This window comes from Aquimarina sp. AU58, from assembly GCF_900312745.1.
GTDB classification, from domain to species: Bacteria; Bacteroidota; Bacteroidia; order Flavobacteriales; family Flavobacteriaceae; genus Aquimarina; species Aquimarina spinulae.
This window is the reverse complement of sequence record NZ_OMPD01000013.1, coordinates 1-18,400: the sequence shown is the minus strand read 5'-3', so window position 1 is coordinate 18,400 and position 18,400 is coordinate 1. Positions and strand designations below refer to the sequence as shown.

Annotated in this window: 13 protein-coding genes; 9 read left to right on the top strand and 4 right to left on the bottom strand. The window is 33.5% G+C overall.

Going from position 1 to position 18,400, the window contains the following annotated elements; all coding sequences use genetic code 11:
* Positions 1-164: 164 nt before the first annotated feature.
* Positions 165-986, top strand: a complete 822-nt coding sequence (locus tag DK441_RS10385; RefSeq protein WP_370444309.1) for a nitrilase family protein — start codon at positions 165-167, stop codon at positions 984-986.
* On the opposite strand, the gene DK441_RS10380 is transcribed toward DK441_RS10385, so the two are convergent.
* A complete protein-coding gene (locus tag DK441_RS10380; RefSeq protein WP_109098675.1) occupies positions 978-2,591 on the bottom strand; it encodes an Ig-like domain-containing protein in 1,614 nt (537 codons plus the stop codon). The two genes, DK441_RS10385 and DK441_RS10380, sit on opposite strands and share 9 nt — an antisense overlap.
* Before the next feature lie 180 nt (positions 2,592-2,771).
* A complete protein-coding gene (locus DK441_RS10375) occupies positions 2,772-3,452 on the bottom strand; it encodes a ComF family protein (RefSeq protein WP_074406898.1) in 681 nt (226 codons plus the stop codon).
* 73 nt (positions 3,453-3,525) lie between these two features.
* Here DK441_RS10375 and DK441_RS10370 point away from each other — a divergent pair, with 73 nt between their 5' ends.
* From DK441_RS10370 to DK441_RS10360, 3 genes are all read left to right on the top strand, one after another.
* On the top strand, positions 3,526-4,407 hold the full coding sequence (locus DK441_RS10370) for a hypothetical protein (RefSeq protein WP_109098674.1): 882 nt from the start codon (positions 3,526-3,528) through the stop codon (positions 4,405-4,407).
* Positions 4,408-4,582: 175 nt separating this feature from the next.
* Positions 4,583-6,118, top strand: coding sequence for a glycine--tRNA ligase (locus DK441_RS10365; protein WP_109098673.1), 1,536 nt, complete (start codon positions 4,583-4,585; stop codon positions 6,116-6,118).
* A 231-nt stretch (positions 6,119-6,349) separates the two neighbouring features.
* A complete protein-coding gene (locus DK441_RS10360; protein ID WP_109098672.1) occupies positions 6,350-9,337 on the top strand; it encodes a GEVED domain-containing protein in 2,988 nt (995 codons plus the stop codon).
* Positions 9,338-9,426: 89 nt separating this feature from the next.
* Here the strand turns inward: DK441_RS10360 and DK441_RS10355 are convergent, their stop codons facing one another.
* Complete coding sequence (locus tag DK441_RS10355; protein WP_109098671.1) at positions 9,427-9,795, bottom strand: hypothetical protein; 369 nt, start codon at positions 9,793-9,795, stop codon at positions 9,427-9,429.
* A gap of 310 nt (positions 9,796-10,105) precedes the next feature.
* On the opposite strand from DK441_RS10355, the gene DK441_RS10350 reads away from it, so the two are divergent.
* Entirely contained in the window at positions 10,106-10,870 is a 765-nt protein-coding gene (locus DK441_RS10350) for an exodeoxyribonuclease III (protein ID WP_109098670.1), read from the top strand.
* A gap of 546 nt (positions 10,871-11,416) precedes the next feature.
* The gene (locus DK441_RS10340) at positions 11,417-12,376 is read left to right on the top strand and encodes an OmpA family protein (protein ID WP_109098668.1); all 960 of its coding nucleotides are present in this window, start codon (positions 11,417-11,419) and stop codon (positions 12,374-12,376) included.
* Between the two features lie 66 nt (positions 12,377-12,442).
* On the opposite strand, the gene DK441_RS10335 is transcribed toward DK441_RS10340, so the two are convergent.
* Positions 12,443-12,847 (bottom strand): hypothetical protein, encoded by a 405-nt coding sequence (locus tag DK441_RS10335; protein WP_074406905.1) that lies wholly within the window; start codon positions 12,845-12,847, stop codon positions 12,443-12,445.
* Positions 12,848-13,500: 653 nt separating this feature from the next.
* Between DK441_RS10335 and DK441_RS10330 the strand changes: the two genes are divergently transcribed.
* From DK441_RS10330 to DK441_RS10320, 3 genes are all read left to right on the top strand, one after another.
* Complete coding sequence (locus tag DK441_RS10330) at positions 13,501-14,007, top strand: hypothetical protein (protein ID WP_160112038.1); 507 nt, start codon at positions 13,501-13,503, stop codon at positions 14,005-14,007.
* Between the two features lie 217 nt (positions 14,008-14,224).
* Entirely contained in the window at positions 14,225-14,905 is a 681-nt protein-coding gene (locus tag DK441_RS10325; protein ID WP_051476004.1) for a TerB family tellurite resistance protein, read from the top strand.
* Between the two features lie 767 nt (positions 14,906-15,672).
* A partial coding sequence (locus tag DK441_RS10320) for a tetratricopeptide repeat protein (protein ID WP_160112037.1) occupies positions 15,673-18,400 on the top strand: 2,728 nt, incomplete at its 3' end.

The window sequence follows — 18,400 nt, the reverse complement described above, 5'->3', positions numbered from 1 at the left end:
ATCTAGGTTTTCTATGTAATCTCAAACATAGCAGGATAATAAATACTATACATGGTAAGAAAAGAACTTTGTGGTGAATCCCTTAAAAAAAGGGATGGTTTTTTAAGGTGTTTATTGATAGAAGTAGATTTTACAATGCTAAGTTCATGTAAACGATATATTACATGAGTATTAAAAATGAAGATTTTCACTATTTTCGTGTTATGAATACAAACTTACATGTCGCATTACTCCAATCTCACCTGGCATGGGAGAACCCAGTACAGAATCGTGCAGCTTTTACTCAAAAAATAAATTCGATATCCCAGAAAGTAGATCTAATTATCTTACCCGAAATGTTTACTACAGGTTTTACAATGAATGCTATAGAAGTAGCAGAAAAAATGGGTGAAGATACGTTGCAATGGTTAGAAAAGATGGCCAAATCGGCAGATTGTGCAATTGTAGGAAGTATTATTATTGAAGAAAAAGGAAACTATTATAATCGATTGGTTTTTATGCTTCCTGACGGGACTTATGAGGTGTATGATAAACATCAGTTATTTACACTTGCCAAAGAACAAGAAGTTTTTACCGCAGGGCAAAAAGATGTAATTATAGAATATAAGGGTTGGAGAATTAAACCACTAATTTGTTATGATCTCAGGTTTCCGGTATGGGCGAGAAATACTTCGGGATATGATGTGTTATTGTATGTAGCCAGTTGGCCAAAACTTCGAATTGATGCGTGGGATGCATTGCTAAAAGCGAGAGCTATCGAAAATATGTGTTATTGTATCGGGGTAAATCGCGTAGGCCTAGATGGTAAAGGATATGAATACAACGGTCATTCTGGAGTATATGATGTTTTAGGAAATTCGGTTTTAGAAGAAAATCCTATCGAGAGAGAAGCTATTTTATACGTAACATTAGACATGTCTCATGTCAAAAAAACAAGAAATAAATTACCTTTTCTCGACGATAAAGATGATTTTAAATTAATCTAATGTAAAGGTTTGCTTTATTTCCCAATTTGCTCTAACATCAATGGGTTCTGCAAAGTAACGGATTTCTTCGGGTTGTATTCCTTTTAAAAAATTACCACTGTCCCATTTGCCATTATTATTACGGTCAAAAACGATTCTGATGTAATATTTGGACGGGTCGAGATAATCAAAAACCAAAGTTTCCTGACTGTTTACAACTTTTTCTGAAATCACTTCTTCTTGTTCGTTAGTGACTTGAACCAGAATCGGATAAGCTTCTACTTTCTGAAGTGTTAAGAAAATAGTTCCATAATCGGTTAATTTCTTTGTTCTGAAATTGATTTTTATAGTGTCATTAACGTTGCCGGTAAAATCTTTAATAGCATTTGGTAAAAACTGTAAAGTGTAGGCATTACTCTCAGCTTTTTCAAAAGCTAGTTTTGCTTCATTTTTTGCAATATCTAATTTGATAGAAAAAGGAATTTCGAGTGTATCCTTATCGGTTAGAGAGATTAATTGTTCATTAATACTATCCAGAGCAGTATTTGCGGTAAAAACAAAATCTGTATTAAGTGGAAGTGTAGCTCCAATATCAGAGGATACTACAAGAGAATCTTTATACTGATCTTTAAACCGGGTAAGTATAGTATCTCGATATTTTTTGACATTAGTTACTTCAAATATTAATGAATCGGCTTCAAAAAATGGTCTAAACCAATACTGTAATGTGTCTTTGTCTTTATCAGGAAAGATTCGAGTTTCAAATGTATCTGGTGCTTCACTTAGCAGCTTGATTTTCATGCTATCTATTTCACCTTCATATGGAAAAATAAATTTATTTTTTGAGACTTGTTTTGGATTTAGTGCCTTAAAATCCAAAACTTCTTTAAATATGTTAAGGTTAAAAACTTTGGCAGTATCTTCAGGAAGTGATATTATCTCTTCATAAAACCCTATTTTATCCTGTTTAGGCTCATAGGTATAGTTGTTAGAAATATCTTTTAACGCAATGAGCTTAAATTTTCCTTCTTTCAGATTCTGTAAGCTAAAAGCTAAGCTATCTAAAGTATTAGTGATATATCTGGGAACGGTTTTATATACTAGTGAATCAGAATAGTTTTCATCAATTTCATACAACGCTACGGTAATATAAGAATCTGCCTTTTTTTGAATAGCGTCGCCAACGGTACCTTTTATACTTAATGAATCAAGGGAATCTCCTGTAGAAAAAACATACCTAAAAAAAGGATTAGGGTTTTCTTCGTTATTGTCTACTACACTTTCACCAAAATTAATACTGTAGGTTGTGTTTTCTAATAAGGTATCGAGAAATTTAATTTTTATGTACTTACTAGCTCCTCCCAAAGGAGTAATGGTTGGTTTAGGATCCATAGGAGGAGAAACGATAATTTGTTTTTGAGGATCTTTTAATTTTACATATTCATCAAAATAGATTCTGATCTCTTTTTTGTCGAAATTTGTAGAGAAATTGGGAGGCATAGCTTTTATAAAAACCGGGGGAGCCTCATCTTTGGGACCACCGGTTATAGAACCTTTTTTGGCACAACTAATCACAATGACAAGTGATACCAAGGTAAGCAATATCATATGTATTCTTTTGCTCATATCTCCGCAATAATTTTAGGACACAAAGAAACAACTATATTTAAAAAACAAAAAACTTAATAAAAGTCTATTTAACAGCTAATTCAAAATTAACTTATAAATAGAAGTGTGTTGGGTCAATTGCGTTTATATAACAAGGTTTCAAATGTAAATTTATTGTATATCAAACCTTATTTTAACTTATTCTGTTATAGCTATTGTGGCGACACTTATTTTGATACCAGGAATAGATTTTAATGCATTTACACAAGATTCTATGGTAGCCCCTGTCGTAACAATATCATCAACCAACAAAATATGCTTATTTACAAGTAAAGACTCATTTTGAACTCCGAATGTTTCAACAGTGTTTATCCATCTGCTAATTCTTCCGCGTTTGGATTGTTTTTTATTGTAGGAAATTTTTTTCAAAACAGAATCAATATATTCGGCATTTAGTTTTTTGGCAATTTCGACTCCGAATTTTCCTACTTGATTATATCCTCTTTCCCGTAATCTTCTTTTGTGTAAAGGAACTGGTATTACAGAATCAATAAACTGGTATTCAGGTGTTTGAATTAGTTCCTGACCAAGCCATTTGCCCAGTTCTTTTCCTATTTCTTCTCTTCCGCGATATTTTAGATTATGAATTAAATTTTGTACTAAGCTATCTTTATGAAATACAAATAAAGCAGTAGCATTTTCAATTTTGACACGGCCATAAAATACTTTTTCAATTTTTTTTGCGTTTACGTTATGAAAATTGCCCAAAGGAAGCTCGTGTCTACAAGAAGTACACAGTAACCTTTCATTCGCATATAAAGGACTGTCACAGGCAGCACAATATATAGGGTAGAATAAATACGCTAAGTCTCTTAGCATTTTATTAGGGAGATTAACATTAATTATTATATTTAGCTATTAAAATAACCATCAAAAATTATAAATCTTAATTATGACAACTCAAAACAATAACTTAACCCTTAAGATCCTTATCGGTGTTCTAGGAGCACTGTTACTTATTCTAGGGATATTTACGTATAAGTTTTACAACGAAGAGAAGCAAAATAAAGCAATTTTGCAACAAGAAAAGGATCTTATTGAAAGTGAATTAGGAGAATTGATAACAAAGTATGACAATGCTATTGCCCTTAATGAAGTAATGGATGATCATTTACTTAAGGCAAAAGAACGTATCGTAGTTCTATTGGATAGCGTAAAAGATAATGATGCTAACCTGGCTTTGATCTCTCGTTACAGAAGAGAAGTAGGTAAACTTAAGAAGGAACGTGAAAGATTGTTTAAGCTTGCAGATAGTTTAACGGTTGCAAATACACAATTAGCTACAGATTTAGATAGTACTTCTGTTGCATTAAATAAAAGAATAATCTTATCAGACTCTTTACAGACTCAAAACAGCAAACTTGCTGATATTGTAGAAAGAGGTTCAGCACTTACTGCGGCAAATATCAAAGCAGAAGGAGTACGTGTACGTGGCAGTGGTAAAATATCAACTACTACTAGAGCAAAAAGAGCCGAAAAAGTAAGAGTTTGTTTTACACTTGCACCAAATAAATTAACCGAAAAAGGAGATAAAAATCTTTATGTACAGGTGGTTAATCCTAGTAATGTTTTGATAGGAGATAAAATAGCTGTAAACTTTGATAGTGCAACACTTACTTATAGTGGGACTAATAAAGTATTCTATGAAAATGAAGCACTAGATGTTTGTGTATTAGTAGATACAGCAGAAGGAGAATTAGTTAAAGGAAACTATATTGTAAATGTATTCTCTGGACCAAAAATGATCTCAAACACTCAGTTTGAACTAAAATAATTTTTTAGATATATAATTAATAACCGTCATATTGCTTAAAATATGACGGTTTTTTTATGCTTTTGTCAGAAATTACTTTCGATAAGTAATCCCTGCATTAGCAACAGATGAAGATTTTATAAAAAACAAAATCAGATTCGTTTTCAATTCATTTAAATTCAGTTATTTTTGCGCAATGGCAAAGCAAGAAGATAAATTTAAAAAGGTTATTGCCCATGCTAAGGAGTATGGGTATATTTTTGGTTCTAGTGAAATTTATGATGGATTAAGTGCAGTATATGACTATGGTCAAAATGGAGTAGAGCTTAAAAAAAATATAAGAGAATATTGGTGGAAAAGTATGGTGAATATGCACCAGAATATTGTTGGTCTTGATGCTGCAATATTTATGCACCCTACAACCTGGAAAGCTTCGGGTCACGTAGATGCCTTTAGTGATCCACTTATTGATAATAAAGATTCTAAAAAGAGATATAGAGCCGACGTACTTATCGAGGATTATGCAGAGAAGCTTTATCAAAAAGCTCAAAAAGAAATCACTAAAGCCAAAAAACGCTTTGGAGATGATTTTGATGAAGCCCAATTTGTAACTACTAATCCAAGAGTGGTAAAATACCTTTCTAAAAAAGAAGAGGTTTTACAGCGTATGGCAAAATCTTTGGATAACGAAGATCTTGCAGATGTAAAAGCACTGATAGAAGAATTAGAAATTGCTGATCCGGATACTGGTTCCAAAAATTGGACAGAGGTGCGACAATTTAATCTAATGTTTGGTACTAAATTAGGAGCATCTGCAGAATCTGCTACCGATTTATTCTTAAGGCCAGAGACTGCTCAGGGTATTTTTGTGAATTTCCTGAATGTTCAGAAAACGGGACGAATGAAAATACCATTTGGGATTGCTCAAACCGGAAAAGCATTTAGAAATGAGATCGTAGCGCGCCAGTTTATTTTTAGAATGCGGGAGTTTGAACAAATGGAAATGCAATTCTTTGTACGCCCCGGTGAGGAAATGAAATGGTATGAATACTGGAAAGAAACCCGATTACATTGGCATTTATCACTAGGATTGGGTAAAGAGAATTATCGTTTTCACGATCATGATAAACTAGCACACTATGCAAATGCTGCAGCTGATATTGAGTTTAATTTCCCATTTGGATTTAAAGAATTAGAAGGAATTCACTCCAGAACAGATTTTGACCTTAAAGCCCATGAAGAACACTCAGGTAAGAAATTACAGTTTTTTGATCCCGAGTTAAAAGAAAGCTATGTTCCTTATGTTGTCGAAACGTCAGTTGGATTAGATAGAATGTTTCTTGCAGTATTCTCTACCGCATTGCAAGATGAAGAATTAGAAGATGGTTCGAGTAGAGTAGTATTAAAATTACCAGCAGTCGTTGCGCCTGTAAAAGCAGCAATACTTCCTTTGGTTAAAAAAGATGGCCTGCCAGAGATTGCAGAACAGATTGTCGATGATCTAAAATGGAAATTTAATGTTATTTACGACGAAAAAGATGCTATTGGACGTCGATATAGAAGACAAGATGCCAATGGTACTCCATTTTGTATTACAATAGATCACGATACTATAAAAGACAATACAGTTACCATACGAGATCGAGATACTATGGAACAGAAACGAGTGGCGATTACAGAGCTTAAGGCTATCATTTCTGAAAAAACAGATGCCGAGTATTGGTTAAAATAATTTTGGGATAAGTTTTTCCCTGGTAAAGCTGCTTCATTACGAGGCAGTTTTTTTATTTTAATAAAAACATGAATACAATATAATCATTGATGATTATTGATAATTTTTTTTAAAATTAACCGTTTTTTTATCAATACTTAGGATAAAGTGCCTTACAACTGTCTTATTTTGAAGTTTAGTTGTATTTTAGTCTCTAAGTAAAGAGCCAGGTCTTAATATAAATTGTTGCTTATGCTATTAAAGAAAATTGTAGTAGTTTCCTTTTTGTTTTTTGTTACCATTGGATTTTCACAAAAGAAAGAAACCATGAATGCCAGTATGGTAACTACTGCTACTTATATGAGGGCAATAGGGCCATTGGCAGGGAAAAAACTATTGCCGGGTGAACCAAGAGAAGGTAAGATTAATCCTAGAAGAACAGATGCCAACAAAATTGTTCCGGGAAAAGGTCTTCCCAAAGGAATGGATCCTTTACTTGCCAAACAAAAGAGCAATCAGATGATGAGAGCTGGTAAAGCTCCTTCTCTTACATTCGAGACAAATTCTAGCAATAGAGCTCCTTCTGATCCTACAGGAGCTGTTGGCCCGAATCATTATGTAAGTGCCAAAAACTTTGCTTTTGCAATACACGATAGAAGTGGTAATGAGTTAGTAGCTTCCTCATCATTAGCGAATATATTTCCAGGAGAAACCCTTGGAGATCCAATTGTATTTTATGATAGTTTTGCAGATCGATTTGTAATCACTCAGTTTTCTAATACTCCAGATGGATTTTTGGTAGCTGTGGGTCAGGGACCAGATCCTGTAAATGACGGATGGTATACCTATCGATTTAATACAGAAGGGTTTCCTGATTACACAAAATTTTCAATTTGGTCTGATGGATACTATGTAACAGCTAATAAAGATCAAAATTCGGTACAAACCAGCGAGATCGTATTTGTAATCGAAAGAGAAAAAATGCTACAAGGAGCAGAACAAGAAAATGTAAAAATGGTGGGATTTCCACTTCCTGGAGCTAGAATAGGAGGGTTTTACAGTCCGGCATCATTTAATGCTTTAGGAAAAACATTACCTCCTGATGGTGATGCCAGAATTATTTATTTTCAGGATGATGAGTGGGAAGGTGTTGATCAGGATATTTTAAAATTATGGAAAGTTAATGTAGACTGGGTTTCTCCCAGTCAATCTACAATTACAGAAGCAGAAGAACTTACGGTAACACCATTTGACTCTACTTTTGATGGCGGGTCTTTTGGTAACTTACCACAACCTGGTAGCGATCGAAATATTGATGCATTGCAAGGGGCAGTTATGTTTGCCAGTAATTACAGGCGATTTTGTAATTATAACTCTGTAGTACTTAATCATGTCGTAGATATAGATGCAGATGCAGATGATGTAGCAGGAATACGTTGGTACGAATTACGACAAAGTGGAGATGGTCAACCTTGGACTGTATTTCAGGAAGGAACCTATACTTCTCCCGATGGTAAAAGTGCCTGGTGTGGAAGTATGGCTATGGATATTTATGGTAATATTGGTATGGGGTACACAACAATGGGTACAACAAGTACCGGGGCGAGTGCAGATAGTTTTGCTTCAATTCGATATACCGGTAGACTTGCAGGTGATCCATTAGGAACGATGACCGTAGCAGAGCAAGATATCAAGATCGGAACCGATATACAACGCGAAGGAGATCCACAACGATACGGAGATTATGCACAGCTTACTGTAGACCCTGTCGATGATCAAACGTTTTGGCACATTGCAGAATACTTTGAAAATACAGGAGACAACTCGAGAAATGTTGTAGGAGTTTTTAAAGTGGCTGGTGCAGTTACAACCGATGTAGGAGTAGTAAGTATAGACACGCCAGGAAATGACGCCACTTTTACTAATTCTGAAAACATTACTGTAACGGTTAAGAATTTTGGATCTACAGCTCAAAGTAATATCCAGGTTACATACTCTATTAATGGAGGACCCCCTGTTAGTGAGCTGTTAGCGGGTCCTATAGCACCATTAGGAACAGCTTCTTTTTCATTTGCTACCAATGCAGATCTTAGTACAGAAAGAGTGTATACTATAACAGCAGAAACTAATGCAGCGGGAGATATCAATCCCGAAAATGATTGTAGTGAGGTAACGCTCAATAATTTATTTTCTGTTGATGTAGGAGTGGCAGAATTAACATCTCCTGCTCTCGATAGTGGTATTACAGCTTCTTCAGAAGCCGTTGTTATTACACTATATAATTTTGGTTCTGCTGCGCAAACTAATATTCCGGTTTTTTATACTTTAAATAATGGAACCAGAGTAGAAGAAGTTTTTACAGGTACCCTGCAACCACAAACCGAAGCAAGTTATACATTTACCACTCTGGCAGATATTACAGGAACAGGGACTTTCGAATTTCTATTAGGAACGGCTTTAGCTGCAGATCAAAATACAGCTAATGATACAATTACCCGAACAATAGAAAGAGCGTTTTGTAGACCAACAGCTAATTGTACGCGATTTGGAGATGGAATTAAATCTTTCGAATTGGCAAATGTTACGAATACTCAAATTGCCTGTGATACAGGATATGAAGATTTTACAAATGATTTCACCATCAATTTAAATCGATCTATAGGAAACTATACATTAACCGTACAAACTGGATTTGCAGATAATAACGGATCGGAGCGGGTATCTATGTGGATTGATTTTAATGACAATATCGTTTTTGAAGAATCAGAATTGTTGGTTGATAATCAAATTATCGAAGCTGCTGATGCCGATCAGGACTTTACGGTTTCAATCGCTGCTGATGCTGTGTTGGGAAGTCATTTGCTTAGGATTCGTGCAGGAGATGTTAATACCAATAGTGGAGCCCCTCTTAATAACCCCTGTGGTTCGATGGATTTTGGAACAACTCATGATTATACCGTAGAGATAGGAGAAAATGAAGAGTTAAATACGGGATTGATTGTAATTACAGAACCAGACAACCAATTTTTGATTACCAAATCAGACTCTGGCCCAGAAACCGAGACGAGACTTTATATTTTTAATATTCTTGGGCAGGTCATTGTTTCTAATATAGTGAGAAAAGATGCCAATGGTAGATTTGTATACGATCTGGATATGTCCTATGCGAGATCAGGAGTCTATTTTGCACGATTTGGTAACAAAAGAAAAGCAGACGCTACGAGGTTTGTTGTACAATAATACATTGTGCATTTGAGACTTTTTAATTCGAATTGACGCCTTTTTATACTATTAGTTTCTAAAATGCACAACGGGTTAAAATAATACGTTTATTCTTTACGCGTATTAATTTCTGTAATAGAAACGGGACGAGCATTATTGCATCTACTTGCCATTCTAAGGTTAGAAAACTTTACCCAAACCTGTTTGGGAACCTCGGTTTTATAAAAATCACCAAGATTAATAGGATCCAGGTTATCTTTATATTCTTCAACATTTAGAATATAAGGGCACCCCTCAGATTTACTACTTACTATAGTACCTTTACTAAATCCTTTTTCTATCATTTCTTTTGATGTCGAGATTTGAATATCATTTTTTGTGGTTGCAGCACCTTCAGGATTTACTCCTTTTGCAGGAACACAATTATATGCACTAAATAGTAGAAGTAAGCAGGCGGTTTTAAGCATGTTTTTCATGATTTGTGGTTGTTTACTATAAAGATCATAAAAATTTATTAGAATATGATGGGATTTATACGTCAATTTAAATTCATAATTGATGATTAAAATGTATCGATATGACGCTTCATTTTCTTTAATAATTGGTAGATTTGAATTATCAATGTCGTTTAGTTAAGCTTTTAGTTGTCAGTCTGAGCCTGTCGAAGACATTTGAAAAAACAGATTTGAAAGCACTTCGACAGACTCAGTGTGACAAGAAATTTTAAATCTTATCCTTAACTAAACGACATTGTTTGAATTATGTAAACCAAATAGTATTTTGAGTATGAAAATCGTCTCCTATAACGTAAACGGAATTAGAGCAGCAATAAACAAGGGGTTTTTAGAATGGTTACAACAAACTGACCCCGACGTGATCTGTCTTCAGGAAATAAAAGCAAATAAAGAACAGTTAGATCTCGATCTGTTTTCAGAAGCCGGATATCCACATAATTACTGGTATAGTGCTCAGAAAAAAGGATATAGTGGTGTTGCTATTCTTTCTAAAACAAAACCTGATCATGTAGAGTATGGTACCGGGATTGATTATATGGATTTTGAAGGCCGTAACCTGAGAGCTGATTTTAATGGAGTATCGGTAATGAGTTTATACCTCCCTAGTGGTACCAATATAGATCGTTTGGAGCATAAGCTGAAATATATGGCAGATTTTCAGACCTATATTAATGAACTTAAAAAAGAACACCCCAATTTGGTGATATTAGGAGATTATAATATATGTCATAAAGCAATCGATATTCATGATCCGGTGCGTAATAAAAATGTATCAGGATTTTTACCAGTAGAGCGTGAGTGGATCGGTAATTTTATCGATAGCGGTTTTATAGATTCTTTTAGACATTTTAATACAGAACCACATCAATATTCATGGTGGAGCTACAGAGCTAATGCCAGAGCGAATAATAAAGGATGGCGTTTGGATTATGGTATGGTATCTCAGCCTTTACAAGATAATTTAAAAAGAGCCGTTATTCTATCAGAAGCCAAACATAGTGACCACTGCCCTATTGTAGTCGAATTAGATGTATAGATGCGTATAGGATAGTGATATTTTATTTCAATGTAATACTATTACATCTAAGTAGTCTATAGAATAAAGACTGTCAATTCGAGTGCTGCGCTTTCAGGTGCGGTGTATCGAGAATAAGTTTTTTGAATGTGAATATATCGTATTTTGCGCTCATGTTGAAGGTCTGATGAATTTTTATCCATTCGTAATACTGACGTTCCAAAGCAGAGCTTTGAAAATCTTTTTCACCAGTATAAGATTTGTTTTGCGTTAGAAAATCTTGAAACCTTGGAAAGATTTTAGCAACACTAATCTGGTTTTCAGTACAACTGAAAAATACCTTGAAAAAGAGCCTTTTCTTTTGTTTCGTTTTCTTTTGGGCGAGCAAAGAAAATGAAAAGAAGTTTAAATTGAAGTTATTTAGCTTAAACATAAAATAAAGTTATTTTAATAGTAATTAGTGAATTAAAAACATATTAATAGATAGCTTATGGGACCAAATTTAAACCAAATAGGTTTCAAGCTTCTTAATTTTTTATAATTAAACAACCCCATAAACAACATAAAATGATAAAAAGAATAGTATCTGTTATACTTGTTGGTACTCTTATGACTTCTTGTGTTTCTTCTAAAGTGTACAAAGAATTAGAAAGCAAGTATGCTCGTTTGAAGCGAGAAAATCGTAAAACCAAAGACGAATTAGCAGCTTTAGAAAAAACAAGCGATGCCAATAGAAAGGCATTAGAACAATTAGATGCCGAATATCAAAAGGTTAAAGCCGAGAGAGATGATTTGCAAGGAAAATATAATGCAGCACAGGCTAATTATGAAAACTTAAAAGATTCGTATGATGCATTAGAGAAAAACAGTTCGGCAGCGATTGCGGCCAATAGTAAGAAAAACAGAGAACTGCTAAAACAACTGGAGGAAAAAGAAAGAGCGCTGGCCGAAGAACGTAATCGTTTGGATGCATTACAACGAGACCTCGCTTCTCGTTCTAAGAGAGTAGATGAATTAGAAGGGTTAATTGCAGCCAAAGACGCCAAAATGCAGGCACTTAAAAGTGCAATATCTAAAGCACTGCGAAATTTTGAAGGAAAAGGCCTTACTGTAGAAGAGCGCAATGGCAAAGTCTATATCTCTATGGAAAACAAACTACTGTTTGAATCTGGTAGTTGGGCAGTAGGAGCACAAGGACAAAAAGCAGTAAGACAACTCGGTAAAGTATTGGGCGATAATACCGATATTGCTGTTTTGATCGAAGGGCATACCGATAACGTACCCTATACAGGTAACGGACAGCTATCGGGCAACTGGGATTTGTCTACCAAGAGAGCTACTGCCATTGTAAATATTTTGTTACAAAACCAGAAAATTGACCCACAAAACATCACTGCGGCTGGTAGAGGAGAGTTTGCTCCTGTAGCATCTAATGATACCAGTACAGGAAAAAGTAAAAACAGAAGAATCGAAGTGATCCTAACTCCAAAATTGGATGAAATCACTAAACTGTTGAATGATATCTAAGAAGTAATTGAAAATAAAAAGAGCGACACATTGTGTCGCTCTTTTTGTTTGAAAAAGAATTGTATTTTAATTAAATAAATCCTTCAAAATATTCTCTACATCAGCATCTTGATTCTCTGCTAATGATGTCTTTAGTTTTAAAAGCTTGGCATGAAAAGTTTCAATCACACGTTCTGCATTCATTTTATCTAATAAAATATCCTTACCCGCAGTAGTCAATAGATGATATTCAAAGTGATTTAAATGCTTAGGTTTAGATGGATCTAATTTTTTTTGTACCGATATAGTTCCTTTACCAGTAATAACAGAAATCACATTGCCTGCTGCAGTCACTTTATTAGTTTGTTCACCAAGATCAGTAGCTAAGGAGTATACCTTATCAAATATAACTTTCTGGGTTTTCCAATCTTCTTGAGCTTGAAGTGATAATCCTGTGCATAGCACAAATGCAAGTAAAAATAATTTTTTCATAGTTTTGGGTGTTAAAATAATGTATTATAGTTTATAGGTTAATTACACCGGTTATCAGAACGCGATAAAATTTATTTTATTGTTAAAATAACCTTAAAAATTGCCTCAAAATAGGTAATTTATTTGATAAAAACCAAAAAGCGTGCCACAGATTTTAGTAAACAAAAAATAAAATCCTTAATTATGCATATAATGAAAAAGCATACTGTTTTTATATAAAACCCCGTTGTGCATTTTAAGTTAAAATAGTTTTCAAAATGTCAGTTCGAGTGATTTTTTGATAAAAAAATTGTATCGAGAACCCATTTAAAGGTTAAAATTCTTATTCTCGATACATATTTTACTCATTTTAATCGTAAAATTCACTCGAATTGACAGAATTTTATCAAAATGCACAATGGGTTATAAAAGTATAAAAATAAGGAAAGCAGATAACAAAAGGACGTTGTCAAACGTTTATTATACCAGTTCTGATTTAAATTTACTCATAAGAAAAATGATGGATTTTTGACTTAGATGAAAAAGAAAATTCAAGCATAGCAGGGCTACGGTTGTGTTTTATTTTGAAATATTAGACAAAAGAAGCGGTTTTATTGAGTAAATTTAGATTGGAAATGGTATTATACCCAAATTAATTTAAAACTATAGAACAAATGAAGAGGCTATCCATTTTTGTAATATTACTAGTATCCGTGTTCAAAGGAGTAAGCCAGGAAAGCGAAGAAGAGTATCAAAATGAAGAAGAAATACAAAGTGAAGAAGAGGTACAGGAGGATGAAAAAGGAGAAAACAACTACTTTGATATCTATGCATATTTTAATTTCACCAATGATGAATATTCCAATGCCTTGGATAAGGTAAATGATATGGATCCAGAAGATCAAAATGTCCTATATACGTTGGTAGTAGAAGTGCAAAAAGATATAGTATTAAAAGATCGCTTGTTCGGGGAGTTGATCGCAAGACCCAAAAAAAAGAATCCTTTCAAAGGTAAAGACAGCCCAGGATTTACCTGTATCCTACGTGGTCTTATAGAAAACAAAACAGTATATAATGAGGTTATTAAAGGCGGAGGCTCTGAGGATCGTGCCAGAAATGTCGCAGCCCTCGCCGAAAGAACCATCCGGAGAAAATGCGGTATCGCCAAAAAAAGTGAATAAGGTATAGTACGAACTGTTTATATATTCCAGTAAATTCGAGTCAGAGGTAGTATTATCTCAATATATTGACGAAAAGCATAACCTCGTTCTGCTACTCCAGGTTTAATTTTTTACCATAAGCAGTTCGGCAATACAAGGATGGTAGTTTGATTATTAGGAGGTTTAGAATATTATAGTATCTTTAAAATACCTTAAATCATTAAATACCTACATAGTTATGTTTATTATCTTCGGAACAAGAGGACTAAAACACACCGTGAGTGAAAGTCCTGTTTTATCAAATTCATGTCCAAATTGCAATAATGGAAATCTCGTAAATAAGCTCTATCGCAGATGGTTTACCTTATTTTTTATCCCCATGATTCCACTGGATGTAGTAGATCGATTTTATCAATGCGATAGCTGTAAAAGTGCCTATAACGAAAATATAAAAACGATCTTACAACGCTCGCAGGATGAGATTAACGAGAATCAAAAACGAGCAAAATTAGTATTTGCCAAAGCACTTATAGCCTCGATGACACATATGTCGATTATCGATGGAGATTTTGCTGCAGAAGAAGAGCGCGAAATTATGGATGCTATAGAAGGGTTCCCAGAAATGAAGGAAGAATTAATGGCGATACATCAAAATATAAAAGCAACTGGTAACCAGGATAACCAGGTCTTTAATTTTCTTAATGAAGCACGAAATGAACTATCATCAGAAGCGCTAATTAATATTTTGGCACAAGCAGCTGTAGTACTATTGGCCGATGGAGCTATCGAAAAAGAAGAAGAAAACCTTATGAAAGAATATCTTATCGCTTGTGGATTACCAAAAGAGATGTATCAGACATTAATCGATAAACTGATGCAAAAAGATATGACTAAGATTAAAAAAGAACAATTGAATTAAGGCTTCTGATAATTTTTTTACCTAGCGTTGGTATTTGGCATAAGCTTAATCAATAGAATACTGTCGGATCGAGTGTTTTTTAAGGGATAATTTCTTGATGTTTTTTAGGGTGAGACACCCTTCACGATAAGGAGGTGTCCCCTTGTCGATATGGGGAGTACCCTATCAAAAGGTGGTTCGAGCTGATATTTTAATGCTTCGAGGGATGATGATGACTCTTCGAAAGGATACATTCAGGCTTCGAGCTGATATCATATGGCATAAAGGGCTTGAGAGGAGGGATAAAAGTGATAATTTTTGGGGTTCGAAGCCATAAAGGCAGCCCTCGAAGGACTTCAGTAACGCTTCGAAAGGTGTTGTAAAGAGGTATCGTCTTAAGTTTATAACTGGTTGATGGTGTACATATGCCCGTCACACTGAGCTTGTCGAAGTGCTTTCAAGTTTGCGTTTTCAAATGTCTTGGACAAGCTCAGTGTGACAAGAAATTTTAAATCTTAACTTTTTCTATTTTCCAGAAAAAGTTAAGATGAATTCATTATAAAGTAGACGCTACATCGAATCTGTTAACAAGCAAAGAATAAAAAATAAGTAATGAGACGATATAAACCTATATCTTTGTTATCAATCCTACCCAAAGATCACCTAAAAAGGAACATACTGTTTTTAGATGATCTATTTTTAGCACAGTACACTTCTCTTTAAAGAGATGAAGCGCTGTAAATGATAAAATATAAAACTATAATTTGTTTATTGATTAAAGTTCTTTTATGAAAAAATTATCATCGATTTTTCTAACCTCCTTTTTCTCTATTGTTTTGTGTATGGTATCGTTACATGCTACTCATGCACAAGTAACAAATGATACGGTAGTAGCTTTTCAATATTATAAAAAAGCAGATTCGTTATTGGTACATAGGTATTCAGATAGTTCTATTGTTTATTTTAAAAAAGCTTTGTCTATTTATGAAAAAGCCAAAGCCCAGGAACGTGTTGTAGCTTGTTATAACGGATTGTCATCAAACTACATCTTTTTAATTGAAGATGAAAAGGCAATGTCTTCTATGCGACAGGCATTGTCTTTATGTAATACTCATAAATTAGATCAGCAAAAATCAAAAGTTCTGGATAATTTAGGAGATTATTATTATTACATAAAATCCAATAATAAAAAAGCCGAAGAATATTATAAAAAAGCATTAAACATTCGAGAAAAACTAGCTTTTCAATACCCTTCAGATTTATACAATTTCTATATTAATTTGGCCAGGATAAATATTTATAAAGGTAAGTATGAAGACGTAAGAAAAAATGTTGAAAAGGCACTTGCTTTAATTACTAAACATCATGGATCTAGTCATTATAAAATAGCAGATATCTATGATATAAAGGGGCATTATCACCTCCGAAAATGGAATTTCGAACAAGCACGTGATAATTTTGAAAAAAGTCTTAACATCAGAAAAGAATATTTTGGCGAAAACAATTTACAAACAAGTCTTTCTATTGGTAACTTGGGAGTATATCATTATATTAAGGGAGAAATTGATACTGCAATCAAGTATCAAAATAAAGTATTAGCTATTGAAAAATCTTTTTTTGGTGAAGGTCATTTAAAACTAAGAAAAGTTAATGTTAACCTGGCCAATTCATACAAAGAACAAGGGCTTTATGACCTGGCGTCAGAAATATTAGTGAAGACTTCGAAAATGATCCGAAAGGAGTTGGGAGAGGATCACTTAGACCTTTATCTTGTTTATTATAATCTTGCCAGTATATATCATCTTACAGGGCGTTTGAATATGGCTCTTGACTTCAACCAGAGAATCATTCGTCTATTAGAAAAAAACAATCAAGACGATAGAGAGTTTGCTTTTATTTATAACAAATTGGGGCTTATTTATAAAGAAATGGACAATTATATAAAAGCAATAGAGTATTTAAAAAAATCAATTGATTTAAAAGAAAAAGTTTATGGAGAAAGTCATATCGCAATTGCAGATGGTTATAATAACTTAGGAACAGTATATATGCTTAAAGATGAAAAGGATAAAGCGCTTCAATTTTTCATGAAATCCCTAAAGATTAAAAACAAAAGATATAAAGGAAGTCATGTATCTCTTGCCAATAGTTATAAAGAAATTGGTCAATTATATACTAGAGGTAAGAATATAGATCTTGCCTTAAAATACCTTCAAGATGCCTTAGAAATAAGAATTAGTGAATATGGAGAAAATAACCCTAGAGTATCTCATATTTACAACCTATTAGGAAATGCTAATTTGGCTAATAATAACTATATTTTGGCTATTTCTAACTTCAAAAAAGCAGTTGAATCAAACCTAAGGTCTAATTCTTCAACAGAAGTAAAGTTTTCTAATTTTTTGAATCATAATGTTTTATTGAGTTCTTATGAAGGGCAAGCTAAAGCATATTTATTGGCATACAGAAAAAACTTGAAAACGAATAACCTTTTGAAAAGCCAGAAACAATGTAAAATTTCAGATTCTTTGATACGTTTTGCAAGGTTTCATAATGCGAATTACAAGGACAAAGTATTTTTTTCTAAAAAGGCTAAAGATATTAATAAGGTTGGGATAGAAGCATCAATGTTGCTGTACAATAATGATATTTTAGATCTACAAGATGTTCTTTATTTTTTTGAGAAAAGTAAAGCAAATACTTTGATAGAATTGATTAACAATGATTCTAAAAGGTTTTCAGGATTACCTGAAAAGATAATAGAATTCGAAAAAAAATTAAAAATTGACAGATCCTATTATCAATCAAAAATCCAAAAAGAAAAATCTGAATCAAGTAAATTGATAGAATTCAAAAACAAATTATTTAGTATAAACAGGAAGCAAGATTCATTAAATGAGATATTAGAAAAGAACTACCCTAAATATTACCAGTTAAAGTATAATGACAAAGTAATTTCAATTGTCGATATTCAAAAAAAGTTAGATCAAAAAACTACTTTATTAGAGTACTTTACTGCAGATAGTATCACCTATGCTTTTACGATTTCTAAACATGATATTGGTGTACAAGAACTATCTACTCCAAAACTTACCGAGCAAGTTGAGATATTTCGTAAAAGTATCATTAACAAAAACACAGGAGTATATAAACAACAAGCATATACCTTATATAATACACTTATAGCACCGATTAAAGATAAATTAGTTGGGGATCAACTCATCATTATCCCCGATGGACCACTATGGCATCTTAATTTTGAGTTATTACTCACTCAAAAAGATGATTCTAATAATCCAACCCTCTTATCTTATTTGCTTAAGAAATACGCGGTTACTTATGCCAATTCTGCAACACTATTATTTAATTCTTTTAAAAGTGATTTGACAACTAAACCATTACAAGAATGTCTGGCGTTTTCTTTTTCAGATAGTACTCAAACTACAGACACCCGTACAATGAGTATGGCAACACTAAGAGATGCTGGTGATGACCTACCAGGAACCCGTAAAGAGA